Source organism: Mesorhizobium sp. ES1-3 (assembly GCF_020164795.1).
In the GTDB taxonomy this organism is placed as follows: domain Bacteria; phylum Pseudomonadota; class Alphaproteobacteria; order Rhizobiales; family Rhizobiaceae; genus Mesorhizobium.
Window position 1 is genome coordinate 1 of the sequence record NZ_JAIUGW010000040.1, and the last position, 25,262, is coordinate 25,262.

Here is a 25,262-nt window from a genome sequence, read left to right on the forward strand (position 1 = left end):
CGGCAACCGCATCTTAGGGGGAGAAAACTGTTACCTATGTATCCGGTTCATTCTGTTACCCATCTATCCGCTGGACATGTTGTCGATGGTTTCGCCAACTGCCAGCGTTGCCAAGAAAGCGCCGAGGGACCGGCGCGCCCCTCTCCCCGTCACTATACGGGGAGAGGATGCCGGCAGGCAGGTGAGGGGCAGCGCCAGCGCCTGAAAAGGAAGGCCAAACTTGAATTGAGGCCCCGTCAATTTCCGCGCTGCCCGCCTCGCCCATCCCTCAATACCCCAGCGCCATCCCATCCTTGCGCGGGTCCGATGCCCCCGTCAGCGTTCCCTTTTCCCAGTCGATCAGCACCGCCTGGCCGCCGCCGAGCGGGTGGTGCGGTTCGGTGATGGCGTGGCCGCGCCGGCGCAGGCCTTCGATCGCCTCGGTGGGCACGTTACGCTCCGCCTCCACCATGCCGTCATTGTAGAACACCCGGGGAGCATCGAGCGCCTGCTGCGGGTCCATGCCGAAATCGATCATGTTGGTCAAAAGATGGACATGGCCGAACGGCTGGTAGCCGCCGCCCATGACGCCGAACGGCATCACCACGCGGCCGTTTTTGGTCGCCATGCCGGGCATGATCGTGTGCATCGGCCGCTTGCCGGGCGCGATGGCGTTGGGGTGGCCCGGATCGAGGCGGAAGCTCGAGCCGCGGTTCTGCAGCACGACGCCGGTCTTCGGGCCGACGACGCCGCTGCCGAACGAATAATAGGTCGAGTTGATGAACGAGACCGCGTTGCGGTCGCGGTCGACAACCGAGATGTAGACCGTGTCGCTGCCGGGCAATTGCACATCCGGCAGGTGGGTCATGGCGCGCTCGCGGTCGATCTCGGTGCGCAGCCGATCGGCATAGGCGGCCGACAGGAGCTCCCTCACCGGCACAGGGACACGGTCCTGATCGCCGACGAAACGATCGCGGTCGCGATAGGCCAGCCGCCCGGCTTCGATCTCCAGGTGCAGGCGCTCGGCGCCGTTCGGGTCGAGCTCGCCGAGCTTGAAGCCCGACAGCACGTTCAACATCAAGAGCGCCGTCAGGCCCTGGTTGTTCGGCGGCATCTGGTGAATCTCGTGGCCGCCATAGCTGACGCTCACCGGCGCCACATAGTCGCCCCGCGTCGCGGCGAAATCCTCATGCGAATGCAGTCCGCCCAATTCCTTGAGCCGGCGCACCATGTCGTCGGCGACCGCACCCTCGTAAAATCCGGCGCGGCCCTGTTTGGCGATCACCCGCAACGTCGCGGCCAACTCCGGCTGCCGGTGCACGTCGCCGGCCTTCGGCACGGTGCCGCCCGGCAAGAAGATGCGCGCGCAATGTTCGTCGGCGGCAAGATCGATTTCCGGGTCGGCCCAGTCGAAGGCGACGCGGTCGTGCACGACATAGCCGTTCTCGGCATAGTGGATCGCCGGCGCCAGCACTTCCGTCAGGCTCTTGCTGCCATGATCCTCCAGCAGCCGGCACCAGGCGTCGATGGCGCCTGGCACGGTGACGGGATGCGGCCCTTGGAGCGGGATGCGGTCGAAACCCTTCTCCAGATACCAGTCGACGGTCGCGGCCGCCGGCGCCCGGCCGGAGCCGTTGAAAGCCAGCACCTCGCTTTGTCCCTTGGGGCAGTAGAGGACAAAGCAATCGCCGCCTATCCCGGTCGATTGCGGCTCGACCACGCCCTGCACGGCGGCCGCGCAGATGGCGGCATCCATGGCATTGCCGCCGGCGCGCAGCATCTCGACGGCCGCAAGCGTCGCGAGCGGATGCGATGTCGCGGCAATCGCTTCGGTGGCACGAACCGGCGAGCGGCCGGGAAATTGGAAATCACGCATTTTGGTCTGGATATCCTTGAGGCACTTGAAGCGAATGGGTCCGATGAAATCAATGCCGCCGGCCGAAGATCTGCGCCAGCGACAACAGCAGGACCGACAGCACGATCAGGCAGGTCGAGATGGCGGCGATGGTCGGGTCGATCTGGTCGCGCAGCGCGTTGAACATGCGGCGCGTCAAGGTCGTGGTCTCGCCGCCCGAGATGAACAGCGAGACGACAACTTCGTCGAAGGAGGTGATGAAGGCAAACAGCGCCCCAGAGACGATCGAGAAGCGGATCTGCGGCATCGTCACCTGCCAGAACGCCGCGATGCGTCCGGCACCCAGGCTGCGCGCCACCCGCTCCTGGTTCATGTCGTAGGAGCGCAGGCCTGACAGCACCGTCAGCACCACCAGCGGCAGCGCCTGCACCGTATGCGCGATGACCAGGCCGGTCAGCGTGTTGTTGAGGCCGATGCGCGCATAGAGGAAGAAGGTGCCGATGCCGACCAGGATCACCGGGATGATCAGCGACGCCGTGAGCAGCGCGTTGATGGTGCCGTTGAAGCGCAGCGTGCCCCTGTTGATCGCGTAGGCCGCCGCGGTGCCGAGCGGCGTCGCCACCAGCGCGGTCATGACAGCGACCTTGACCGACACGATGGTGGCGTCGCGCCATTCCAGCGACTGGAAATAGCTTTCGTACCAGCGCAGCGACCATTGCTGCGGCGGGAACTGCAGCAGCGTCGAATCCGAAAACGACATGATGACGATGATGACCGACGGCGCGATCAGGAACAACAGCACGAGGCCGCCGAGGCCATAGAGCCACAGGCGTTGCCGGTGCGAGATCGGCAGGCCGATATCTTCGCTCATCGCGAACTCCATACGCCGGTGGCGCGCGCGCCGAGCAGCCATTGGAACAGGCCGAGAAGCGCCAGCGCGACAACCAGCAGCACCACGCCGAGTGCCGCGCCGGCGCCCCAGTTGGAGTAGAGGCTGGTGGTCTGTTCCATGCGCATCGCCCACATCACCACCTTGCCGCCGCCCATCAGCGCCGGCGTGACGAAGAAGCCGAGGCAGAGCACGAAGACGATGACCACGCCGGACGCAAGGCCGGGCAGCGACAGCGGAAAGAAGATCTGCCGGAAGGTCGCGACCGGGCCGGCGCCGAGATTCATGCCGGCGCGCAGGCAGTCGGTGTCGATCGTCTTCATCGAGGCATAGAGCGGCAAAACGAGAAACGGCAGCAATATGTGCGTCATGCCGATGACCACGCCGGAAAGATTGTTGGCAAGCGACAGCGGCTGACTGATCACGCCGAGATCGATCAGCCAGCTGTTGATCAGGCCCTTGCGCTGCAGGATCACCAGCCAGGCATAGGTGCGCACCAGCACCGAGGTCCAGAACGGCAGGATGACGAAGATCAGGCAGATCGACGCCGCCCGGCGCGGCAGCTGCGACAGCATGTAGGCCAGAGGATAGCCCAGCAGCACGCAGGCGCCGGTGACGATGAAGGCGACCTTGAAGGTGGTGATGAAGGTCTTGATGTAGGAGGCCTGCTCGAAAAAGCGCGCGTAATTGGCGGCGCTGAAGGCACCGGTCTCGTCGAACAGCGACAGCCAGAACAGCCAGCCGATCGGCACGATGATGATGGCGCAGACAAGGAACAGGCTCGGCGTCAGAAGCGCCAGCAGCCGCAGCGACTCGCGCCGCGCATCCGCGCGTAGCGCCTGCGCGTTGAGATCCTGCCCCGCCGGGCCGGCGATCTCTTTCAGCAGGGCGGATTGCGCGCTCATCCCTCGGCCGCCACCAGGATCGTGTCCTTCGCATCGAGGCCGAGCGTGATCGGCTGGCCGGGAGCCGGCAGCCTTGCCAGCACGTCGCTGCGGCAATAGTCGCGCAGCGTCAGCTGGCGGCCGTCGCTCAAGCTGGCATAGCAGACGAAACTGTCGCCCTGGTAGATGATGTCGCTGACTGTCGCATCGAGCACATTGATGCCGGTCGACGGCTCGCTTGCCGTGACCAGCCGCAGCTTCTCCGGTCGCACCACCATCAGATGCGGACCCCGCGGCGGTGTCGGTGCGCCGGTCTGGATCAGCCTGTCCTGGTACCAGACCGACCCGTTGCGGCTTTCGACCGGGATGAAATTCGATTCGCCGATGAAGCCGGCTACGAATTGCGTCTTCGGCGCGGCATAGAGGGTTTCGGGCTTGTCGAGCTGTTCGATGCAGCCGCCGTTCATCACCGCGATGCGGTCCGACATGGTGATGGCTTCGCGCTGGTCGTGCGTGACATAGACCGTGGTCATGCCAAGACGGCGATGAAGCGCGCGCAATTCGATCTGCATATGCTCGCGCAGGCCCTTGTCGAGCGCCGACAGCGGTTCGTCCATCAAGACGATGCGCGGCTCGAAGACGATGGCGCGCGCCAGTGCCACGCGTTGGCGCTGGCCGCCGGAAAGCTGGTCGACGCGGCGCTCGCCCAGGCCCTGCAGCTTCACCAGTTCCAGCGCCTTCTCCACCCGCTGCGCCGTCTCGGCGGCCGCGACGCCGCGCTGCTTCAGCGGAAAGGCGATGTTGTGGAAGACATTCATATGCGGAAACAGCGCATAGTTCTGGAACACCATGCCGATGTTGCGCCTGTGCGGCGGCGTGGTGATGATCTCGTCGCCGCCGACCTTGATGCTCCCGCCATTGGCTCTGACGAAACCGGCCAGGATCATCAGCAGCGTCGTCTTTCCCGATCCGGAGGGGCCGAGCAGCGTCAGGAACTCGCCGGCCTCGACATCGAGGTTGAGGTCGCGCAGCACCGGCACGCTGCCAAATCGTTTCTCGATCCGGCGCATGCTGATCGGCAGCGCGGATGGTGCAATGGACAAGATCGTTTTCTCCCGGGCACAGACTGAAGGAGCAGGGCGGCGTTTGCGCCGCCCGCAATGTCAGGGTTCCGGCCTATTGCTGGATCAGGTTGTTGAACTTTTCCGTCGCCTCGACGAGGGTGTCGCGCCAGAACCCGGCATCCTGCAACACCTGCTTCTTGACGTTTTCGGGCGCCGAGTTGATGTCCTTGATTCGCTCGGGCGGGATCTTGCCGGTCTCGAAGGCCTTCTCGTTGACCGGCCCATTGTCGACATAGAGCGGCAGATTGGCCTGCAGCTGCGGGCTGACGAACATCGCCAGCGCCTTCATCGCCGCTTCCTTGTTCTTGGCGCCCTTGGGGATGACCATGCAGTCGGCGGTGAGCACGCCCTGGTCGAAGGAGAAGCTGACCGGCGCGCCTGCCTTTTTCAGGGTGCCGGCGCGTCCATTCCAGATGCTCGCCATGTCGACTTCGCCATCCTTCACCAGCTGCATGGCCTGGGCGCCCGACGTCCACCAGGCATCGACATGGCCGCGGATCTTGTCGACCGATTTCAGCGCCCCCTCGATGTCGACGGGATAGACCTTGTCGATCGGCAGGCCGGAGGCGAGCGCGGCGACGCTCAGCGTCTCCGTTGCCTGGCTGCTGCTCAGCGCGCGCCGTCCCGGGAATTTTTCGATGTTCCAGAAGTCGGCCCAGGTCTTCGGGCCCTTGTCGCCGAAGACGTCGGTCCGGTAGATCAGCACGACGGAGGTGTAGGAAATGCCGACCCAGTCGTCATGCACCAGCTTCGGGTTGATGCCGCTCTTGTCGATGACGCCGTAATCCAGCTTCTCGAACAGGCCTTCCTTCGAGCCGCGCGCGCATTCGTCGGCGCCGAGCTCTGTGATGTCCCATTTCACGGCATTGCCGGTCACCTGCAGGCGCACGTCGTCGAGGCCGTTGGTGGTGTCTTCCTTGATGGTGATGCCGAGCGCATCGGCGGTCGGTTTGAAGAAGGCCTTGGTCTCGGCCTCCTGGTAGGTGCCGCCCCACGAGGCGACGGTGATCGTGTCGGCGGCGACGGCGGGCACTGCCACGGAGGCAATGAGGCCGGCTATCGCGAAAGTTCTAAAGCTGGTGGTCCTGTTCATTTCGGTTCTCCAACCGGTGTTCCCATTTGTTTTTGATTTAGCATGCGATTTTGTATACAATTTCGAATGTAGCCGAGAGATCGGTGTTGTCAACTGCGATGGGCGCGATCAGTTGGACGGTGGGGACGGCGCCGCAGGGCGTGGCAAATTGGGCCGACTGCGACTACAAACGAGGCAATGCCTGGCCAAAGCGGCCGGAGAACTGGGAACGGAACTTGGCCAAGGAAACCAAAAACACCCTGCGCGACTCGGTCTATTCCTCGCTCAAGGCGATGATCGTGACCGGCCAGATCCCGCCGGGCTCGCGCGTCACCGAAACCGATATCGCGGCAAAACTCAATGTCAGCCGCACGCCCGTGCGCGAAGCCTTCAACCGGCTGGAGCGCGACGGGCTGGTCACCGGCCGGCCGCGCCAGGGCTATGCCGTTACCGAGTTCGACATCAACATGTTCCGTGAGGCCTTCGACATCCGTGAACTGCTCGACGGCCATGCGACGGAATTGGCGGCGGTCGCCGCGACCGACAAGGACAAGGCGCGGCTGCGCGCCATGCTGGCCGAATGCGAGCGGCTGGCCGCCATTCCCGATCGCACGACGCGCGAGAAATTCCAGGAGCTGGAAGTCGGCATCGACCTGCACCGCGTCATTGCCGAAATCAGCGGCAATGCGATGCTGCACGGCATGCTGTGCAGCATCCTCGACAAGTGCCAGCATTATGTCTGGACCGAACTGTTGTGGCTCGACGAATGGAAGATCGCCCGCGACGAGCATGCCGAGATCGTCGAGGCGATTTGCGCCGGCGACGCCGTCAAGGCCGGCGCCCTGGCCCGCGCCCATGTCCGCGGCTCGCGCGAGAACGTGCTGCGCCTGCTGCAGGCGAAATCGGACTATCAGAGTTTTCTGGCCAAGGCGTCCTGAGCGGGACGGTTGTTGCCCTCACCAGGTCCAGCCGCCTTTTCCGAGCGTGGCCACCGCGTCGACGATCCGGGTGAAGCTGGCGCGGGCGCGGCCGACGCTGTGCCGGGCCCTGAGATAGCCGTGCACCAGGCCGGGTTCCTCGAACCAGGCGGCGCGCCCGCCTGCCGCGACGATGCGGTCGCGATAAGCCTCGCCATCGGACGACAGCGGGTCGCACTCGGCGGTAATCAGCACGGACGGCGGCAGGTTGGCGAAATCGGCATCGGCCAGCGGCGACAGCGTGATGTCACCGGTCTGGTCCACGCCCCCGGTGCGGATGTGCATGTAGAATTCGAGGTCGCGCACCGTCAGCATCGGCGCTTCGGCATGCCTCACATAGGAGCCGCGCGAGCGATCGCCGCCGAGACCGGGATAGATCAGCACCTGGCCGATCGGCCTCTTCGCGTGGCCACGTGTCGCATGCGCGACGGCGGCGCAAAGATTGCCGCCGGCGCTGTCGCCGCACAGCATCACCGGACGGTCGTAGGTCCGGGCGGCCCATTCGAAGGCGGTCATCGCATCGTCGAAAGCGGCTGGATGCAGATGCTCCGGAGCCAGCCGGTAATCGACCGAGACCACCTCATGACCGGTGCGGCCGCAAAGCTCGGCACAGACGTCATCATGGCTGTCCAGCCCGCCGAGGATGAAGCCACCGCCATGGATATAGAGCACCATGGCAGCATGGTCCGGCGTCGCGTTGCGATAGATGCGGATCGGGATGTTGTGTGAGGGTGTAGTGATTGCGGTCGTCTCGGCCGCCACGCCTTGCGGATAGCCGGCAAAGAACTCACGGCACATGCGGTCATAGATCTCGCGCTGCTGGGCAATCGTGTAGTCGATCGTATCGGGCGGATAATAGGAATTGGTTCGCTCGATGAAGGCCCAGGTCTCGGCGTCGATGAGGGTTTTGTAGTCGGTCATGAAGGATGACCAACTTTAGATGCTGCCGCCCAGGCACCCCCCTCTGTCCTGCCGGACATCTCCCCCTCAAGGGGGGAGATCGGATATCGCGAAGGCTTTCGCCAATCGCCAATGTTGCAGCAGGGGCGCCGAGTCTCAAGCTGCCAATCTCCCCCCTTGAGGGGGAGATGCCCGGCAGGGCAGAGGGGGGCGTGCGGGAAGGCCATTTCCAGTGTCACTTCCCCTTCCACACAGGCTCGCGCTTCTCCGCGAAAGCGCGGAAACCCTCCATACCGTCCTCCGAGCCATAAAGCGCGTCGACCGTCGGCAACTGCCGGCGCGTTACCTTGTTCATCGCCTCCTGGAAGGTCAGCGATTCCGCCACCCGCGCCGTCTCCTTGATCGCTGCGAAGACCAGCGGCGGGCCGCTGGCGAGCAGGCGCGCGATTTCCCAGACGCGGTCCTCAAGCTTTTCCTTGGGCAGCACCTCGTTGACCAGGCCCCAGCGATGCGCCTCGGCGACATCCATCCAGCGGCCGGTGAGCAGCAGATCCATGGCGACATGATAGGGGATTCGCTTCGGCAGCTTGATCGTCGCGGCATCGGCAAGCGTGCCGGCGCGGATCTCGGGCAGCGCGAAGGAGGAATGATCGGACGCGTAGATGAGGTCGCAGGACAGCGCCAGCTCGAAGCCACCGCCCACCGCCATGCCGTTGACGCAGGCGATGACCGGCTTGTTCAGGTCGCGCAGTTCCTGCAGGCCGGCAAAGCCGCCGACGCCATAGTCACCATCGACCGGGTCGCCGCCGGCGGCGGCCTTCAAGTCCCATCCGGCGCAGAAGAACTTGTCGCCCGCGGTCTTGACGATGGCGACGCGCAGTTCCGGATCGTCGCGGAACGCCTTGAAGGTCTCGCCCATCAGCCGCGATGTCTTCAGGTCGATCGCGTTGGCCTTGGGGCGGTCGAGCGTGACCTCCAGGATGGTGCCTTCGCGGCGGGTCGAGATGACATCAGACATTCTTGTTTTCTCCCAGCACCAGCAGCGCGTCGGCAATCCAGGCGCCCTTGCCCTGCGTGCAGACGATCAGCGGATTGATGTCGAGTTCCTCGATCTCGCCGGCATTCTCCTGCACGAAGCCGGCGATGCCCGCGATGGCGTCGATAGCAGCCTGGACATCGGCCTTCGGCCGGCCGCGATAGCCTTCGAGCAGCGGGAACAATTTCAGCCCGCGCAGCGCGGCTTCGATGTCGTCGCGGGTCGCCGGCAGCATCAGCGTGACGCTGTCGCGCAGCAATTCGACCAGCACGCCGCCGGTGCCCAGCGTCATGACAGCGCCGAACATCGGGTCGCGGGTGAAGCCGACGATCAGTTCGGCAACGCCGTCGCGCACCATGCGCTCGACATAGAGCCCGGTGCCGAGCGGCAAGAGGTCATGCGCCGCCATGCTGACCGATTCGGCGTCCTTGAGGGTGAGCCTGACGGCGCCGACCTCGGACTTGTGAGTGACGCCAAGGGCTTTCAGGGCGACGGGGAAGCCGAGCGCCATGGACGAGATCACCGCTTCGACCGCATTGCCGGCGCGCTCGCCCTTGGGCACGGAAAGCCCGGCCTTGATCAGCCGCGCCTTGGCTTCGGCTTCGTCAGGGGTAACGTGCGGCGCATCGGATGCGCCGGCAGCGCTCGTGTCGACCGGCTGCGCCTGCGGTTCGCGCCAGGCCCAGCCGATGAAGGCCGCCGCCTGTGCGGCGTCCATCGCCTCGGAAATGCCGAACAGCGGCACCATGCCCCGCGCCATCAACTCGGCGGTGTATTCCTCCGGCAGGTTCTCCGGCAGCGAGGAAACGATCGCGCCATGCGCATTGTTGGTCTTCAGCGCCGATTCGAAGGCGCGCAGCGTCGCCCACCAGTCGGTCACCGTGCAGCGGTCGGGGCGCGGAAAATCGAGCACCAGCATGTTGAGGTCGAAGCCGCCCGACACCATGGCGGTGAAGGTGGCGGTCATCGCCGGCTCGTTGTTCCAAATGAAGGTGTGGTAGTCGAGCGGGTTGGCCACCGCGACCAGCGGCCCGAGCGTCGATTTGACATGAGCGCGATGGGTGTCGGTCAGCACCGGAAAGTTGACCCAGCGCCCTTCGGCGCTGTCGGCCATGACCGATGCCTCGCCGCCCGAACAGCTCATCGATGACAGACGATAGCCAGGCAGCGGGCCGGTGATGTGCAGCAGCTTCAGCGCCTCGATGAAGGCGGGGATGGAATCGACACGCGCGATGCCGAGGCGTTTCAGAAAGGCGCCCGAAGCGGCGTCCGACCCGGCGAGCGAGGCGGTGTGCGAGACAGTCGCCTGCCGCGCCTGTTCGGAGCGTCCGACCTTCATGGCGATGATCGGCTTCTTGAGCTCTCTCGCCCTGGCCGCCAAGCGCTCGAAGCCGGCTACCGAATCGAAGGCCTCGATGTGCAGTCCAAGCGACGTCACGCGTTCGTCCTCGATCAGGCCGAGCGCCATTTCGGACAGGCCGGTCTGCGCCTGATTGCCGGCGGTCATCAGGAAGGCGATCGGCAGGCCGCGCTTCTGCATCGTCATGTTGATGGCGATGTTGGAGGACTGGGTGATGATTGCGACGCCCTTGCCGCCCTCGTCCAGCCTGATGCCGCCATGCTGGTCGGGCCACAAAAGCGCACCGTCGGCATAGTTGATCAGGCCGTAGCAATTCGGTCCGATGATCGGCATCTGGCCGGCAGCGGCGACCAGTTCGGCCTGCAGCCGTTCCCCGTCCTCGTCATAGGCTTCGGTTTCGAGGAAGCCGGCGGCAAAGCAGACGGCGCCGCCGGCGCCGCGCTCGGCCAGCGCCTTGATCACCTCGATGGTCAGATGCCGGTTGACGCCGACAAAGGCCGCGTCCGGCGCGCCGGGCAGATCCGCGACCGACCGGTAGGCCTTGCGTCCGGCAACCTCGTCCTTGGTCGGGTGCACCGGCCAGATCTCGCCGGCAAAGCCCATCTTGATCGATTGCGCCACGACGGCGGCGGCCTGCACGCCACCGAACACGGCGATCGATTTCGGGCGCAGGAGACGTTCGAGTTTATGCATGGTCATCTTTTCGTTTGAGCGCGATCTCAGGACAAACGATCTCGTTTGCCCGACAAAACCGGATGCCGGCTTTGGCTATCATGCTCTAAGCCCCGAACGGACGCAGCAGCGCCCGCGAAATAATATGTCGCTGAATCTCCGAAGTGCCTTCCCAGATGCGCTCGACGCGGGCGTCGCGCCAGATGCGTTCCAGCGGCAGGTCGTCCATCAGCCCCATGCCGCCATGGATCTGGATCGCCTCGTCGGCAACGAAGGCGAGCATTTCGGTGGCCTTCAGCTTTGCCATGGCCATGTCCTGGTCGGTGACGGTGCCCTGATCGTACTTCCAGCCGGCTTCGAACACCATCAGGTCGGCGGCCTTGAGTTCCGTCGCCATGTCGGCGAGCTTGAACGACACGCCCTGGAACTTGCCGATCTGCTGGCCGAACTGCTGGCGCTGCGCGGCGTATTCGACGGCATGGCCAAGCGCCCGCTCGGCGCGGCCGAGGCAGGTGGCGCCGACCTGCAGGCGCGTGGCGCCGAGCCAGGAATTGGCGACGTCGAAGCCCTTGTGGACCTCGCCGAGCACTTGGCTTGCCGGCAGGCGGCAGTCGTCGAATTCGAGGATGGCGTTGGTGTAGCCGCGATGCGAGACGTTGCGATAACCGTCGCGCACCGTAAAACCCTTGGTGCCCTTGTCGACGAAGAACGCGGTGATCTTCTTGCGTTTTCCACGCGGTGAATCCTCTTCGCCCGAGGCCATGAAGACGATGGCGAAATCGGCGAGGTCGGCGTGGGAGATAAAATGCTTGGTGCCGTTCAGCACCCAGTCGTCGCCGTCCTGCACGGCGGTTGCCTTCATGCCGCGCAGGTCGGAGCCGGCCCCCGGCTCGGTCATCGCCAGGCAGTCCCATTTCTCACCACGGATGCAGGGGAAAAGATACTTTTCGCGCTGCTCCGGCGTGCCGGCGAGCAGAATATTGGAGGGACGCGCCACGCAGGTCCAGTGCAGCGCGTAATTGGCCCGGCCGAGCTCCTTTTCGTAAAGCAGCCAGGTCACCGTATCGAGCCCCGCGCCGCCGACATCGGCCGGCATGTTGGCCGCATAGAGCCCGGCCTCGATCGCCTTGGCCTTGATCTCCTCGATCAGATCGCGGCGCAGCACACCGGTGCGCTCGACCTCGCGTTCATGCGGATAAAGCTCGTTCTCGACGAAGGCGCGCGTCGTCTCGACAATGAGCTTCTGCTCTTCCGAAAGACCGAAATCCATGGTCTCAGCCCTTCTTCTTTTTCTTCGGCCTTTCGGCTTTCTTCACCGGCTTGGCGGCCCTGGCCTTTTCCGCTGCCTTTGAAGCCACGGGCTTCTTCGCCGCGAGCTTGGCGAGCTGTCTGGTATAGTTCTTGTGCAGCGCGCCGGCGCCCCAGCCCTTGCCCTTGTTCTGCTTCGACAGCGCATCCATGATCGCGACTAGGTTGTCGTCGCGGATCTTTTCCAGCTCGCGGATCGACAGGCCGTGCGCCTGATCGTCCGACTGGGTGGCGATCAGGTCGACCAGCTCGTCGTTGAATTCCGGCACGTCCATCAGCTTGGTCCACGGCCATTTCAGGCAGGGTCCGAACTGCGCCATGAAGTGGCGCATGCCGGCTTCGCCGCCGGCGACGCGGTAGACCTGGAACATGCCCATCTGCGCCCAGCGCAGGCCGAAACCATAGCGCATGATGTCGTCGAGTTCCTCGACCGTGCAGATGCCGTCCTTGATCAGCCATAGCGCCTCGCGCCAGGCGGCTTCGAGCAGGCGGTCGCCGACGAAGGCCTCGATCTCCTTGCGGATGACGACCGGCTTCATGCCGATCGAGGCGTAGATTTCCTTGGCGACCTCGATTGCCTCGGGGAAGGTCTGGTCGCCACCGACGATCTCGACCAGCGGCAGCAGATAGACCGGGTTGAACGGATGGCCGACGACCAGCCGCTCGGGGTGCTTCTTCATCGCCACCTGCATGTCGGTCGGCTTGATGCCGGATGTCGAGGAGCCGACGATGGCATTGGCCGGCGCATGGGTGTCGATCTCGGCCAGCACCTTGTGCTTGAGGTCGAGCCGTTCCGGCACGCTTTCCTGGATGAAATCGGCATCGGCCACCGCTTCGGCGATCGTCTTGGCGAAGGTTAGCTTGCCCTCTTTGGGCAGACCGCCGGGAACCATCTGCTTGTAGGCGCGGCGTGCGCCCTTCATCACTTCCGAGACCTTGCGCGAGGCCTCCGGGTCGGGATCGAAGATCGAGACGTCGAAGCCGTTCAAGAGCAGCCGCGCGACCCAGCCGGCGCCGATGACGCCGCCGCCAATGGCGGCCGCCTTGTTGATGATGCTCATTGAGAGGCTCCGGTTCTTTTGCTGGCTGTCTGGGGATCTGTGAGAGGTACACGCTCGCCGGCGCGGATGATCGCTGGATCGTAAGCGTTACGAGAAAAGACTTCGAGCACGAAGGGCCGGAAGAATTCGATCGGCAGCGTGTCATAGTCGGGATCGAAGCTCGACTGGTCCCAGCGCTCGCAAAACGCATCGCAATCGTCGAAATAGGCATAGCCGGCGAAGCGGTCGCGCGCATGGCGGTTGCCGCCGAGATGATGGGCGTAGTAGAGGCGCTGGAAATCGCCATGCTTCTCCACCACCCAGGTGCATTGCTCCCGCACGAAGGGCTTCAGGATCGACGCGGCGTATTCGTCATGATTGTAGGGCGCGTAGATGTCGCCGATGTCGTGCAGCAGCGCACAGGCGATCCAGTCGGTGTCGGCGCCATCGCGCCAGGCGCGGGTCGCCGCCTGCAGCGAATGGCCGAGCCGGGTAATCTTGTAGCCGGACAGGCCTTCGTCGAGCTGCACCAGCGCGTCGAGCAGCCGCTCGCCGGTCCTGGCCGCATAGTCGATTTCATGGGCGGTCAGGAACTCGTAGTCGTCCCTGTCGCCATCCTTCATCGCGGTGAATTTGACGGTAGTCATATCAACCCTCCCTGCGAATAATCTTCTTGTTTGAACATGATCTTATCCGAAAACCGGTTCCCACTTTTCGGGATCATGCTCATGCCGCTATCGGCGCTCGCTTGGTCAGGTTGAGCTTTTTGCGCACTTCTTCCGGTCCCAAAATCCTGGCGCCGAGATTGGTGACGATGGAGGCGGCGCGCTCGACCAGCTGCGCGTTGGTCGCCAGCACGCCCTTGTCGAGCCACAGATTGTCTTCCAGGCCGACGCGGACATTGCCGCCGGCGAGCACCGCCGCCCCTACATAGGCCATCTGGTTGCGGCCGATCGCGAAAGCCGACCAGTTCCAGGCCGACGGCACGTTGTTGACCATCGCCATGAAGGTGTTGAGGTCGTCGGGCGCACCCCATGGCACGCCCATGCAAAGCTGCACCAGCGCGTCGGGGTTCAGCACCTTTTCCTCGACCAGCTGCTTGGCGAACCAGAGATGCCCGGTGTCGAAGGCTTCGATCTCGGGCTTGACGCCGAGCGCCGTCATCATGCCGCCCATCGCGCGCAGCATGCCGGGCGTGTTGGTCATGACATAGTCGGCCTCGGCGAAATTCATGGTACCGCAGTCGAGCGTGCAGATTTCCGGCAGGCACTGGCGCACATGCTCCATGCGGTTGGTGGCGCCGCCCATGTCGGTGCCTTTTTCGTTGAGCGGCAGCGGCGCTTCCGGCGAGCCGAACACCATGTCGCCGCCCATGCCGGCGGTGAGGTTCAGGATGACGTCGACGTCCGCCGCGCGGATACGCTCGGTCACCTCGCGGTAGAGATGCACGTCGCGCCTGGGCTTGCCGGTTTCGGGGTCGCGCACATGGCAATGGACGATTGCAGCACCCGCCTTGGCCGCGTCGATCGCCGAATCGGCGATCTGCTTGGGCGAGCGCGGCACATGCGGGGAGCGGTCCTGCGAGCCGCCGGACCCGGTCACGGCACAGGTAATGAAAACCTCACGGTTCATCGCGAGCGGCATCGAAACTCTCCTCCCATTCGAAACAGCCACTAGCATCGCTCGACTTGATCAAAGCTGTTTTGCGTTTTACGAAGGTGATATGATCAAAAGCGAAAAACCTGATATCTTTCGCGCCGAGCGCGCGCCGCTCAAGGTGACGCTGCTGGTGTTTTCCGGCTCGTCGATCATGTGCGTCGCCTCGGCCGTAGACCCGCTGCGCGCCGCCAACCGCATTTCCGGCGAGACCCTGTTCGACTTCAAACTGGTCTCGGTGACAGGCGAGGCGCCGGTCACCACCTGTGGCCTGCCGGTGGCGGTCAGCGGCCGTTTCGACGCGGCAGAGCCGACCGACGTTCTCGTCGTCGTGGCCGGTTTCGGCACCCAGAACTACGCCACATCGGCTCTGCTCTCAGCTTTGCGGAGGGCGGCGCGAGCGGCCCGCGCGTGCGGCGGCGTCGAGGCCGGCACCTGGCTGGTGGCGCGCGCCGGCCTGCTTGAAGGCCGCAGCGCCACCACCCATTGGGAGGACATGGAGGATTTTGCCTCGGCCTTCCCCGGTGTCGATGTCCGGCCGGACCGCTATGTCATCGACGGGCCAGTCTTCACCTCGGGCGGTGCCTCGCCGACCTTCGACCTGATGCTGCACCTCATTCGCACGCGGCTCGGCATGGCGGTGGCGCTCGATGTCGCCAGCGTCTTCATCTACGACCAGGCCCGGGCCGCGACCGATGCCCAGCCGCTGGTCTCGCTCGGCCGGCTCGACGGCTACGATCCACGGTTGGCACAAGCCATCCGGCTGATGGAAGCGCATGTCGATCAGCCGTTGACCGTCGAGGCGGTTGCCAAACGAGCCGGCGTGACGGCGCGGACGCTGGAAAGCATCTTTCGCAAGTCGATCGGCGAGACGCCGGGTGCCTACTATCTCAGGCTGCGCCTGGGTGCCGCGCGCCGGCTCGTGGTCGACACGCGAATCGCCATGGCGGATATTGCCGGGCGGACGGGGTTCTCGTCTGCCGCGGCCTTTTCCAGGGCGTTTTCAAGAGCTTTTGGCGAAGCCCCTGTCAGGCTTCGCCGGGGTTAATGCATGTCGCCCGGAAGTGTCCTCGGTTCCGGGATAACGACATGCATAAAATCAGAAACTTACAGCAGGTCGGGCGAATCCTATTCGCCGCGACATGCTGTAGTGCAGGTCGCCCAAAAGCGTGTAGCGGTTTTGGGGCAACGACATGCACGGATAGAGGTTTATGCCGCATTCTGGCGGTCGCTGCCGCCATCGATCTGCGAGCGCATCTGCCGCGCGAGATGGGTCTCGAAGCGGCTGGCAACGGCGCGGTCCCATTCATTGGTGCTGCGTGCGCCTTGCTTTGGATGCGGCATTGCCATCAGCCGGTCGATGATCGATCCGGCCTCGCCAGGTGAGAGCAGGGCGTCGATTTCACGTTCGTTCTGCATATCGGTTCGCCTCCTTCTTCCTCTCCCGCCACGAGCAATATCTATACGAGATTCGTGACGGCAGTTTGAAGGCAAGAGCTGGGCGATTGAGGGGCGCTGGGGGCAAAACCTTGTCGTGGGTTTCAGCATGGCGCGCAAAAGGTTTCCGCGCGCCAAGCTTTTTCGCATCACATGGCCGCCGGCCTGGATTGCCGGCGGCCAAACAACGTCAGACGTAGCGGTTGACGATGTTTTCGAGCAGTTCCTGACGGCCGGAGCGCGGCTGCGGTTCGATCTTCTTTTTCACCACGCGCTCGGCGATCTCTTCCAGCGTCCGCTTGCCCGAGAGCATCGCCTTGGCCTCGGTGCCGTTCCAGCCGGCATAGCGCTCGGCGAGCGGACCCGACAGCGCCTTGTCCTCGACCATGCGGGCTGCCGCCTTCAGGCCGCGCGCACAAGAATCCATGCCGCCGATATGACCGATCAGCAGGTCCTGCGGGTCGAGCGACTGGCGGCGCAGCTTGGCGTCGAAATTGGTGCCGCCGGTCTTGAAGCCGCCGGCCTGGAGGACCTGGTAATAGGCGAGCGCCATCTCCGGCACGTTGTTGGGGAACTGGTCGGTGTCCCAGCCCGACTGGTAATCGTTGCGGTTCATGTCGATCGAGCCGAAGACGCCGAGCGCATTGGCCAGCGCCAGTTCGTGCTCGAAGGAATGGCCGGCCAGGATGGCATGGCCTTGCTCGATGTTGAGCTTGACCTCCTTCTCCAGGCCGAAGCGCTTGAGAAACCCGTAGACGGTCGCGACATCATAGTCATACTGGTGCTTAGTCGGCTCCTGCGGCTTCGGCTCGATCAGGATCGTGCCCTTGAAACCGATCTTGTGCTTGTAGTCGACGACGAGGTTCAGGAACCGGCCGGCCTGCTCCTGCTCGCGGGCAAGGTCGGTGTTGAGCAGCGTCTCATAGCCCTCGCGCCCGCCCCACAGCACGTAGTTCTCGCCCTTCAGCCGCTTGGTGACATCGATGCAGCTCTTCACCGTCGCCGCGGCGTAGGCGAACACATCCGGATCGGGATTGGTCGCCGCGCCCGACATGAAACGGCGGTTGGAAAACAGGTTCGCCGTACCCCAGAGAAGCTTGACCCCGGTCTGCTTCATCTTTCCGGCGAAATAGTCCGCGATTTCATCGAGCCGGGCCGCACTTTCGGAGAAATCCTTGCCCTCGGGCCGCACATCGGCGTCGTGGAAGCAGAAATAGGGAGCGCCGAGCAGCGAGAACATCTCGAAGGCGACGTCCGCTTTCAGTTTCGCCAGTTCCATCGTGTCGATGCCGCCGGCCTTGGGGAACCAGGGACGGTCGAAAGTCTGGCCGCCGAACGGGTCACCGCCCGGCCAGGCGAAGGAGTGCCAGTAGGCGACGGCAAAGCGCAGATGGTCTTCCAGCCGCTTGCCGGCCACCACTTCATCGGGATTGTAGAAACGATAGGCCAGCGGATTGGTCGAATCCGGTCCCTCATACTTGATCTTCTGGATGTCGCCGAAAAAGCCGCTGCTCATGGTTCTCTTCCTCTCCAAGATAGTTTTGCCTGATTACCTCAGGCGTAATTGGTTTCACGTCGGCGCTGGTCGAAAACGGTCATGTCAAAACCGTCAAATGAAGGAGACAGATCATGACCGACCTCAACAAAATCGCCCAGAACTACATCACCGCCTGGAACGAAGCCGATGCCGCCCGCCGGGCAGCCTTGCTCGAGGCTGTCTTCACCGAAGACGTCAGCTATCGCGATCCGCTCATGCAGGGCGACGGCCATGACGGCGTCGCGGCGCTGATCGACGGTGTGCAGCAGCGCTTTGCCGGCTTCCGCTTCTCGCTGAAGGGCACGCCGGACGGCTTTGCCGACAAAATCCGCTTCTCCTGGAACCTCGGCCCCGAGGACACGCCTTCCGTCATCGAAGGCACCGATATCGGCGTCATCGAGAACGGCCGCCTGAAGAGCGTCACCGGCTTCCTGGACAAGGTGCCGGCGCAGTGAGGTCACCTCTTCAAGATGTGGTTGGGAATACCAATCGCCAAAGTCGGCGCCGCCCCTCATCGCCCTGCCGGGCACTTCTCCCCGTATAGTGACGGGGAGAAGCGGGCTGGCCGCAACCTTGGCGCCCGCCTCGCTACGCTGGTGATTGGCGAAAGCGGTGACGGGAGCGCCCCTCTCCCCGTCCCTATACGGGGAGAGGATGCCGGCAGGCAGGTGAGGGGCAGCGCCAGCGCCTGGACAAAGGGGGTGGAGTAAGCCCACGCTCACGCCGTGGCGCTCTCGACCGCCGGGTAAAGTGCCCGGTAGCGGTGATAGGCATCGGCATAGGCGCCGCCGAGTGCCGAATCCGGTTCGATCGTGGCGTCGGTCTTCGGCGCCGTGCACACGCTGAGGGGATCGGTGCCCGTCGCGGCGATCAGACCGAGCCGGGCGGCACCGAAGGCGGCGCCGAAATCGCCGTCGGCGGGGATGTCGACGGGCAGTTGCAGCGCGGTGGCGATCGCCTTCAGCCAGTAGCGCGAGCGCGAGCCGCCGCCGATCGCGGTCACGCGCGTCAAGGTCGTGCCGGCCGTCTTCAACGCCTCCAGGCTGTCGCGGAAGGCGAACGCGACGCCCTCGAGCACGGCCTGGGTCAGTACGGCGCGGCTCGATTCATGCGCGAGGCCGGTGAAGGAACCGCGAATGGCGGAATCATTGTGCGGCGTGCGCTCGCCCGAGAGATAGGGCAGAAAGGACACGCCGGTCGGCGCTTTCAGGGAATCGCCGAGTTCCGATGTCAGTTCGCCTGCGCCCTTGCCCGTGATCTCCGACAGCCAGTTGAGCGAATCGGTCGCCGACAGGATGACGCCCATCTGGTGCCAGGTGTTGGGCAGCGCATGGCAGAAGGTGTGCACCGCGCTTGCCGGGTTCGGCAGATAGGACGCGTTGGCGGCAAACAGCACGCCCGACGTGCCGAGCGAAACAAAGGCGTGGCCGGCGCCGACTGTGCCCATGCCGCAGGCGGAAGCCGCATTGTCGCCCGCGCCGCCAGCCACCGGAATGCCAGCTTCGACGCCCCATTTCGATGCGAGTTCGGCGCGCAACGCGCCAGCCTTTGCAGTACCTTCGACCAGCGCTGGCATATGGTTCTCGTCAAGCGATGTCGCGGCGAGCAGGTCCGCGGACCAGCGGCGCTTGCCGACGTCGAGCCAGGACGTGCCGGCCGAGTCGGACATTTCCGAAATATGTTCGCCGGTCAGCCAAAGCCGGAGGAAATCCTTCGGCAAAAGCACTTTCGCCACCTTGGCGAAGACAGCGGGCTCGTTGTTCTTGACCCAGGCGAGCTTGGGCGCGGTGAAGCCGGGAAAGACGATGTTGCCCGTGAGCGTGCGGAAGCGCGGATCGGCGTCGAGCGCGGCCGCCTCGACATGGCTGCGCGTGTCGTTCCACAGAATGCAGGGGCGCAGCACATGATCGGCCGCATCGAGCAAGGTCGCGCCATGCATCTGGCCGGACAGGCCGATGCCCTTCACCGCCGCGAATTGCCCGGGATGCGACGCCTTCAGTTCGGCGATCGCCTCCTCGCAGGCGCGTATCCAGTGCAGGGGATCCTGCTCGGACCAGCCGGGATGCGGCCGAGAAACATCGAGTGTACCATGGCCGGAGCCGATGACGCCCTGTCCGGCATCGATCAGCAGCGCCTTGACGCCCGATGTGCCCAGGTCGAGGCCGAGATACATGGTTTCCTCCCACGTTCTTATTTTTTTCGGAGCCCGAAAAAATATGCTTGAGCAGTTTTTAAGGCAAGATCCGCTCCGGGTCAATTCTCCGACAAATCGGCGGCGCGTCGCGAAAACAGCGCCGACAGCGGACTGTCCGGGCGTGCCGTCGAGCGCTCCGTCGTCAGCGCCTGGGCAAGCACGCCGTCGCCGGCGCGCAGGGCGGCCTCGATCAGCGTGAGATCGATGACGTCGCGCTGCGCGTGGCTGCCGCCAAAGCGATGGGCGATGGCGCGGATCGGCCGGATCAGTCGGATGGTTTCGGCGTAGTCGCCCTCTCCGAACGCCTTGATCGCAAGTGTGAGAGGATGGCCGACATCCCTGGTGAAGCCGGCGTTGTCGTCATTGCCCCGCATCGCCTCGCGCTGGGTTTCGAGCAAGGTCCGGGCCGGGGTGTCGAGCCCGGCGCCGACAAAGGCCATCATCGCATGGGCGTCGTTGAAGGCGTAATTGCCGGAGGCGGCCTTGGGCACCCAATTGGCGGCCAGCGCCACCCAGCGGTCGCCGACATCGATCCCACCGAGATGGAGCCGCCACAGGATCGCCGATGCATCGACCATGTTGAGCGCCAGCGTCGATCTGTTGCCGTAGATCGGCCCGTCATAGAGCGCCAGCACCTCTGCGGTCTCGCCGAGGTCGTAGTGGAACAGCGCCAGGTGCCACCAATTGTGCACCTGGAGGAAGCTCTCCTTCGTCCAGGCTTCGGGATCGGAACGCATCCAGGCAATGCCGTCCCTTTGCCGGCTTTGCATCTCCATCACATGCGCCACCGCATGTTGCGCCCAGCCGTCGCGCGGTTCGATCTCGACTGCTGAGCGACCCAGTCTTTCGGCCTGCGCATACTCACCCATCTCTTCGAGCCCGAAGGCCTGCATGCCGAGGATGGCGTGGTAACCCGGCATGTCCGTCCGCCATGACGGCAGGGCGCGGGCGATGCGGTCGCGCAGCATGCGGGCGTTGCCGGTGAAGAAATCGACCTGGTGTCCGACCTGGAGCGCCACGGCATCGAGCGGGAAATCGATCGCTATGTCCCGCAGGATGCCGGAGGCCTGATGCCAGCGCCCGTTGGCGAGGTGGCCGAGGGCCGAGACATGCGCCCGCTCGCGGGTTGTCGCGGCAAGCGGCAGCGCCGCCTCGTGGCAGGTCCTGGCCACGGCCGTCGCCTCCGGTTCGGTGGCAAGGCCGAAAAGGTAGCCCTTGAAGACATGCGCCATGACGAAACCGGGATCCTGCGCGATGGCGCGATCGACGGAGTTGACCGGATCGCCGATGAAACACTGCAATTCATGCACAGCTCGGCCGTAGGAAGAGAGCCCGCCCTGTGTCGCGCCTGACAATGACAGGCCGAAGTCGTCCTTGATCATCATGCCTCGTCCCTGGATCGCCGCACCGGCGCCGATCCTAGAGCATCAACTGCTGGGGCGCCAAGCGACCAGAGAACCGGGCTAGTTGCCCGACCGCATCGCCACAGTGGCGATGCCGGCGCCGACCAGCAGCGTGCCGCCGGTGCGGTTGAAGATACGGATCGCCCTGGGATTGCGCACCACGTTGCGGGCGCGTGCCGCGATCAGCGCATAGCCGAAGGCATTGGCGAAGGCGAGCGCCAGGAAGGTCGTCTCGAAAACCAGCATCTGCGTCCAGAAATTCGCATGCCGGTCTAGAAACTGCGGCAGGAAGGCGACGAAGAAGGTGATGCTCTTCGGGTTGAGCGCGGTGACCAGCCAGGCATGCGCCATCATCCTTGCCGACGACACCGCGTCGGTGCGTGGTTCGGCCTTCAGCGTGCCGCCGGCGCGGAACAGTTTCACGCCGAGATAGATCAGATAACCGGCGCCGATCAGCTTGAGCACGGTGAAGACACCAGCGGAAGCCGCCAGCAGCGCGCCGATACCCAGCATCGACAGCGTCATGGCGGTGAAGTCGCCCAGTGCCACGCCGACGGCCATCGGCAAGGCGGTGCGCCAGCCCTGGCCCAGCGCATAGGACACGACCAGAAGGATGGTCGGGCCCGGGATGACAAGAAGGACGGTCGACGCGGCAGCGAAGGCGGCCCAGTTTTCGAAGGACATGCTCGTCTCCTTTGAGCTCAAAGAAGAGGATAAATCCTTGGGTCCCGAAGAATGTAAAGGGCCGAATCTTTGTTTTTGCAAACGCAAGCAGCACAAGGCATTCACGCTTTATCAACCATGAATGATGAAAATGCCTGCTATCCGGCCGGACCGTGCTTCCCGCCGAAAGCGTAGGGTTTGGGTATATGGGTGAGTTGCCGCAAGGTCCGACGCCGCCGCGAAACGGCGACGCAATCGAAACCGATCTTCTTCTCTCCCGCCGCGCCGTCCTGTCCGGGGCGGGCGCTTTGGCGCTGCTCGGCGTCGCCGGCTGCTCGACTTCGGGTGGTGGCGACCTGCCGGCACTCCAGCTCGACGATACGGTCACCGGTTCGGTGCCGATCCGGCCTTCGATCAGCGTCGACAAGAACATCACCAGCCCTGACGTCATGTATGCCTCCTTGACGGACAACGGCTTCAACGTGCCCGAGGTCCCCTATCTCAAGGTGAAGCCGGAATTCCGCCGCCAGATCGTCGTCGACACCACTGGCGAGGCGCCCGGCACCATCGTCGTGCATCTCAAGGAACGCATGCTCTATCTCGTCCAGCCGGGTGGCGACGCCATCCGCTACGGCGTCGGCATAGGCAAGGACGGGTTCCGCTGGTCCGGCCGCGCCAACATCCAGTACGGCCGGGAATGGCCGACCTGGACACCTCCGCCCGAAATGATCCAGCGCAAGCCGGAACTGGTGAAATGGCAGGGCGGCCAGCCCGGCGGCCTCACCAATCCGCTCGGCGCCCGGGCGCTCTACATCTACCAGGATGGCAAGGACACCGGCTACCGCATCCACGGCTCGCCCGAATGGTGGAGCATCGGCCAGGCGATGTCGTCGGGCTGCGTGCGCCTGATCAATCAGGACATCATCGATCTCTACAGCCGGGTATCGAAGAAAAACCCCGTCGTCGTCATGTGATCGTGGCCGCGGTTTGCGGCCGTCAGACTCTTCCGTTGCGCGAGGCGACAAGACAGGCCAAGGTGCCTTGAAAACCATCGCCTAGAGGTGGATGATTTCAGGTCCGTTCGACCTGAAATCTGAATCCGTCTCTAAATCAAAGAAGTAGAGCATGATGTCGTCCGAAAACCGCTTCACACTTTTCGGCATCATGCTCTAGGGAGAAATCAAGCATGGCCGGAACCTTCGTCATCGCGCAGGGCGGCGGCCCGACCGCCGTCATCAACCAGACGGTTGTGGGCGCCACGCTGGAGATCCGCAAGCGCCATCCCGGCGCCAAGGTGCTGGGCTCCATCCACGGCGTGCGCGGCATCCGCGACGGCAATTATGTCGACCTTTCCGCCATTCCGGAGGACCGGCTGCGGCTGATCGCCGGAACGCCGAGCGCCGCACTCGGCTCGACGCGCGACAAGCCGGATGCCGCCTATTGCGAGGTCATCCTGAAGGGACTGCAAAAAGCGGGCGCCGACGCCTTCATCTATATCGGCGGCAACGATACCTCGGGCACCCAGCAAATCCTGACCGATGCCGCCGGCGGCAAGATCGCTTTCGTCCATGCGCCGAAAACCATCGACAACGATCTCGAGGAAAACGACCATACGCCGGGCTTCATTTCGGCGGCCGAATTCGTCGCCGGCGCCTTCCTGTCCGTCGATCTCGATTTTCGCGCGCTGCCCGGCATCTATGTCGGCATCGTCATGGGCCGGCATGCCGGCTTCCTGACCGCGGCCGCCGCAGCCTGGCAGCTCGACCCCGACAGCGGCCCGCATCTCGTCTACGTGCCGGAGCGGCCGTTCTCCGCCGCCAGTTTCATCGACGACGTACGCGCCACGCTCGACCGCCACAAGCGCTGCATCGTCGCCGTGTCGGAAGGCGTCAGCACCGCCGATGGCAAGGCGCTGGTCGAAAGCCTGGTGCCGGCCGAGAAGCTCGAACGCGACCAGCATGGCAACGTCAAATTATCGGGTAGCGACCTGCCCGCGGCGCTAGAACGGGCATTGGCCGACGGGCTGCCGGGCAAGCGGGCCCGGGTCGACGCGCTCGGCTACATGCCGCGCGGCTATGTCGGCGCCATCAGCGCCGTCGACGCGCAGGAGGCCTTCGATGCCGGCGCCTTCGCCGTCGGTGTCGCCGAACAGGGCGGCGGCTCGGTGGCGCTGCAGTATGATGGCAGCAAGATCGTGCTGAAGAAGGTGCCGCTGAAGAACGTCGCCGGCAAGACCCGACACATGCCCGACGATTTCATGAAACCCGACGTCAACCAGCTGTCCGATGCCGGCATGGCCTATCTCGAGCGGCTCGTGCCGGAGAAATACAAGGTCGGAAAGCCGTTCGTCTGATGCCCCGGCTCATACCTGATGCCCGGCTCATACTTGATGCCCCGGCTCAAACCTGATGCCGAGGCTCCCGTCTGATGGATAACTGGTTCAGCAAGCGCATCGTCGACGACAGGACGACGATGCTGACCGAACCGTTCGTGCACGACTATGTTCGCGCCAACATCTGGCATCTGACCGGCCGCGACGCCGACCTTCTGGTCGATACCGGCATGGGCATCTGTCCGCTGGCGCCGCAGATAAAGACGCCCGAAGGCAAGCCGCTTCTGGTCGTCGCCACCCATATCCACCTCGATCATGTCGGCTCGCTGCACGAATTTCCGCTGCGGGCCGGGCCAAGGATGAGTGCCGCGCAGTTCGAGAGCATGGATGAGGCCGCGACCTACGCCTATATGTTCCACGATCTCGAGGGCGCGGTCTCGAGATTGCCGGCGCCGGGCTGGAAATCGGCCGACTATACGATAGCGCCGGCGCCGTTGACGCGCACGCTCGACGAAGGCGACGTGGTCGATCTCGGCGACCGCCGGTTTCGGGTGCTGCACCTGCCCGGGCACTCGCCGGATTCGATCGCGCTTTTCGACGAGGCCGACGGCCTGTTCTTCAGCGGCGACGCCATCTATGACGACACGCTGATCGACGATTTGCCGGATTCCGACCGGGCCGCCTATGCCGGCACGATGCGGCGCCTGCTCGAGCTGCCGATCCGCATCGGCCATGGTGGCCACGGCCCGAGTTTCGACGGCAAGCGCATGCGTGAAATCGCGTCGGCCTATCTGCGATCCGTAAGCGCGCTCTGAATTAAATCTTCGTAAGGTCGGGCAAAACCCCTAAATTGGGCAGATCGGCGCCCTAGGACGTAGTGACGATTTAACGGGTTGGGATTCCCAAGGAAGCGCAAATCAGATTCAACGCTGATTTTTGGAGGT

Annotated in this window: 23 protein-coding genes; 6 read left to right on the plus strand and 17 right to left on the minus strand. The window is 64.3% G+C overall.

What is annotated here, in order from left to right; translation table 11 throughout:
* Window positions 1-268: 268 nt before the first annotated feature.
* From ggt to LB536_RS29790, 5 genes are all read right to left on the minus strand, one after another.
* On the minus strand, window positions 269-1,855 hold the full coding sequence (gene ggt, locus LB536_RS29770) for a gamma-glutamyltransferase (RefSeq protein ID WP_224598777.1): 1,587 nt from the start codon (window positions 1,853-1,855) through the stop codon (window positions 269-271).
* 49 nt (window positions 1,856-1,904) lie between these two features.
* Window positions 1,905-2,705, minus strand: a complete 801-nt coding sequence (locus LB536_RS29775; protein ID WP_224598779.1) for an ABC transporter permease — start codon at window positions 2,703-2,705, stop codon at window positions 1,905-1,907.
* On the minus strand, window positions 2,702-3,628 hold the full coding sequence (locus tag LB536_RS29780; RefSeq protein ID WP_224598781.1) for an ABC transporter permease: 927 nt from the start codon (window positions 3,626-3,628) through the stop codon (window positions 2,702-2,704). The genes LB536_RS29775 and LB536_RS29780 overlap by 4 nt, the downstream gene beginning before the upstream one ends.
* Window positions 3,625-4,710, minus strand: a complete 1,086-nt coding sequence (locus tag LB536_RS29785; RefSeq protein WP_224598783.1) for an ABC transporter ATP-binding protein — start codon at window positions 4,708-4,710, stop codon at window positions 3,625-3,627. Before LB536_RS29785 ends, LB536_RS29780 begins: the two co-directional genes overlap by 4 nt.
* Before the next feature lie 73 nt (window positions 4,711-4,783).
* Window positions 4,784-5,824, minus strand: a complete 1,041-nt coding sequence (locus tag LB536_RS29790) for an ABC transporter substrate-binding protein (protein WP_224598785.1) — start codon at window positions 5,822-5,824, stop codon at window positions 4,784-4,786.
* A 215-nt stretch (window positions 5,825-6,039) separates the two neighbouring features.
* Here LB536_RS29790 and LB536_RS29795 point away from each other — a divergent pair, with 215 nt between their 5' ends.
* Window positions 6,040-6,741: a GntR family transcriptional regulator gene (locus LB536_RS29795; protein ID WP_224598787.1), complete on the plus strand. Its 702-nt coding sequence runs from the start codon at window positions 6,040-6,042 to the stop codon at window positions 6,739-6,741.
* An 18-nt stretch (window positions 6,742-6,759) separates the two neighbouring features.
* Here the strand turns inward: LB536_RS29795 and LB536_RS29800 are convergent, their stop codons facing one another.
* The 7 genes from LB536_RS29800 to LB536_RS29830 form a co-directional block, all read right to left on the minus strand.
* Window positions 6,760-7,701 carry an alpha/beta hydrolase gene (locus tag LB536_RS29800; protein ID WP_224598789.1) on the minus strand — a complete coding sequence of 314 codons (942 nt, stop codon included), beginning with the start codon at window positions 7,699-7,701 and terminating at the stop codon, window positions 6,760-6,762.
* A 214-nt stretch (window positions 7,702-7,915) separates the two neighbouring features.
* Entirely contained in the window at window positions 7,916-8,698 is a 783-nt protein-coding gene (locus LB536_RS29805; protein ID WP_140813366.1) for a carnitinyl-CoA dehydratase, read from the minus strand.
* A complete protein-coding gene (locus LB536_RS29810; protein WP_224598791.1) occupies window positions 8,691-10,769 on the minus strand; it encodes an acetate--CoA ligase family protein in 2,079 nt (692 codons plus the stop codon). The genes LB536_RS29805 and LB536_RS29810 overlap by 8 nt, the downstream gene beginning before the upstream one ends.
* Window positions 10,770-10,854: 85 nt before the next feature.
* A complete protein-coding gene (locus LB536_RS29815) occupies window positions 10,855-12,018 on the minus strand; it encodes an acyl-CoA dehydrogenase family protein (protein WP_140813364.1) in 1,164 nt (387 codons plus the stop codon).
* A gap of 4 nt (window positions 12,019-12,022) precedes the next feature.
* Window positions 12,023-13,117: a carnitine 3-dehydrogenase gene (locus tag LB536_RS29820; protein WP_224598794.1), complete on the minus strand. Its 1,095-nt coding sequence runs from the start codon at window positions 13,115-13,117 to the stop codon at window positions 12,023-12,025.
* Complete coding sequence (locus LB536_RS29825; RefSeq protein ID WP_224598797.1) at window positions 13,114-13,743, minus strand: HD domain-containing protein; 630 nt, start codon at window positions 13,741-13,743, stop codon at window positions 13,114-13,116. The genes LB536_RS29820 and LB536_RS29825 overlap by 4 nt, the downstream gene beginning before the upstream one ends.
* Before the next feature lie 79 nt (window positions 13,744-13,822).
* The gene (locus tag LB536_RS29830; RefSeq protein WP_224598801.1) at window positions 13,823-14,740 is read right to left on the minus strand and encodes a 3-keto-5-aminohexanoate cleavage protein; all 918 of its coding nucleotides are present in this window, start codon (window positions 14,738-14,740) and stop codon (window positions 13,823-13,825) included.
* 79 nt (window positions 14,741-14,819) lie between these two features.
* Between LB536_RS29830 and LB536_RS29835 the strand changes: the two genes are divergently transcribed.
* Window positions 14,820-15,800 (plus strand): GlxA family transcriptional regulator, encoded by a 981-nt coding sequence (locus LB536_RS29835; RefSeq protein ID WP_224598803.1) that lies wholly within the window; start codon window positions 14,820-14,822, stop codon window positions 15,798-15,800.
* Between the two features lie 161 nt (window positions 15,801-15,961).
* Here the strand turns inward: LB536_RS29835 and LB536_RS29840 are convergent, their stop codons facing one another.
* Together LB536_RS29840 and xylA are read right to left on the minus strand one after the other, a co-directional pair.
* On the minus strand, window positions 15,962-16,171 hold the full coding sequence (locus LB536_RS29840; RefSeq protein WP_027142450.1) for a hypothetical protein: 210 nt from the start codon (window positions 16,169-16,171) through the stop codon (window positions 15,962-15,964).
* A gap of 208 nt (window positions 16,172-16,379) precedes the next feature.
* Window positions 16,380-17,705: a xylose isomerase gene (gene xylA / locus LB536_RS29845; protein ID WP_224598805.1), complete on the minus strand. Its 1,326-nt coding sequence runs from the start codon at window positions 17,703-17,705 to the stop codon at window positions 16,380-16,382.
* A gap of 113 nt (window positions 17,706-17,818) precedes the next feature.
* On the opposite strand from xylA, the gene LB536_RS29850 reads away from it, so the two are divergent.
* Window positions 17,819-18,181, plus strand: a complete 363-nt coding sequence (locus LB536_RS29850) for a nuclear transport factor 2 family protein (protein WP_224598808.1) — start codon at window positions 17,819-17,821, stop codon at window positions 18,179-18,181.
* 263 nt (window positions 18,182-18,444) lie between these two features.
* Here LB536_RS29850 and xylB read toward each other — a convergent pair whose 3' ends face one another.
* From xylB to LB536_RS29865, 3 genes are all read right to left on the minus strand, one after another.
* A complete protein-coding gene (gene xylB / locus LB536_RS29855; protein WP_224598811.1) occupies window positions 18,445-19,899 on the minus strand; it encodes a xylulokinase in 1,455 nt (484 codons plus the stop codon).
* Between the two features lie 80 nt (window positions 19,900-19,979).
* Window positions 19,980-21,305, minus strand: a complete 1,326-nt coding sequence (locus LB536_RS29860) for a tetratricopeptide repeat protein (protein ID WP_224598812.1) — start codon at window positions 21,303-21,305, stop codon at window positions 19,980-19,982.
* 78 nt (window positions 21,306-21,383) lie between these two features.
* The gene (locus LB536_RS29865) at window positions 21,384-22,007 is read right to left on the minus strand and encodes a LysE family translocator (RefSeq protein WP_140758826.1); all 624 of its coding nucleotides are present in this window, start codon (window positions 22,005-22,007) and stop codon (window positions 21,384-21,386) included.
* Between the two features lie 185 nt (window positions 22,008-22,192).
* Here LB536_RS29865 and LB536_RS29870 point away from each other — a divergent pair, with 185 nt between their 5' ends.
* The 3 genes from LB536_RS29870 to LB536_RS29880 all read left to right on the plus strand — a co-directional run bounded on the left by LB536_RS29870 (window position 22,193) and on the right by LB536_RS29880 (window position 25,133).
* Entirely contained in the window at window positions 22,193-22,960 is a 768-nt protein-coding gene (locus LB536_RS29870; RefSeq protein WP_140758825.1) for a L,D-transpeptidase, read from the plus strand.
* Between the two features lie 212 nt (window positions 22,961-23,172).
* Window positions 23,173-24,339: a diphosphate--fructose-6-phosphate 1-phosphotransferase gene (locus tag LB536_RS29875; protein WP_224598814.1), complete on the plus strand. Its 1,167-nt coding sequence runs from the start codon at window positions 23,173-23,175 to the stop codon at window positions 24,337-24,339.
* Between the two features lie 74 nt (window positions 24,340-24,413).
* Window positions 24,414-25,133 carry an MBL fold metallo-hydrolase gene (locus tag LB536_RS29880; RefSeq protein WP_224598816.1) on the plus strand — a complete coding sequence of 240 codons (720 nt, stop codon included), beginning with the start codon at window positions 24,414-24,416 and terminating at the stop codon, window positions 25,131-25,133.
* Window positions 25,134-25,262 lie beyond the last annotated feature (129 nt).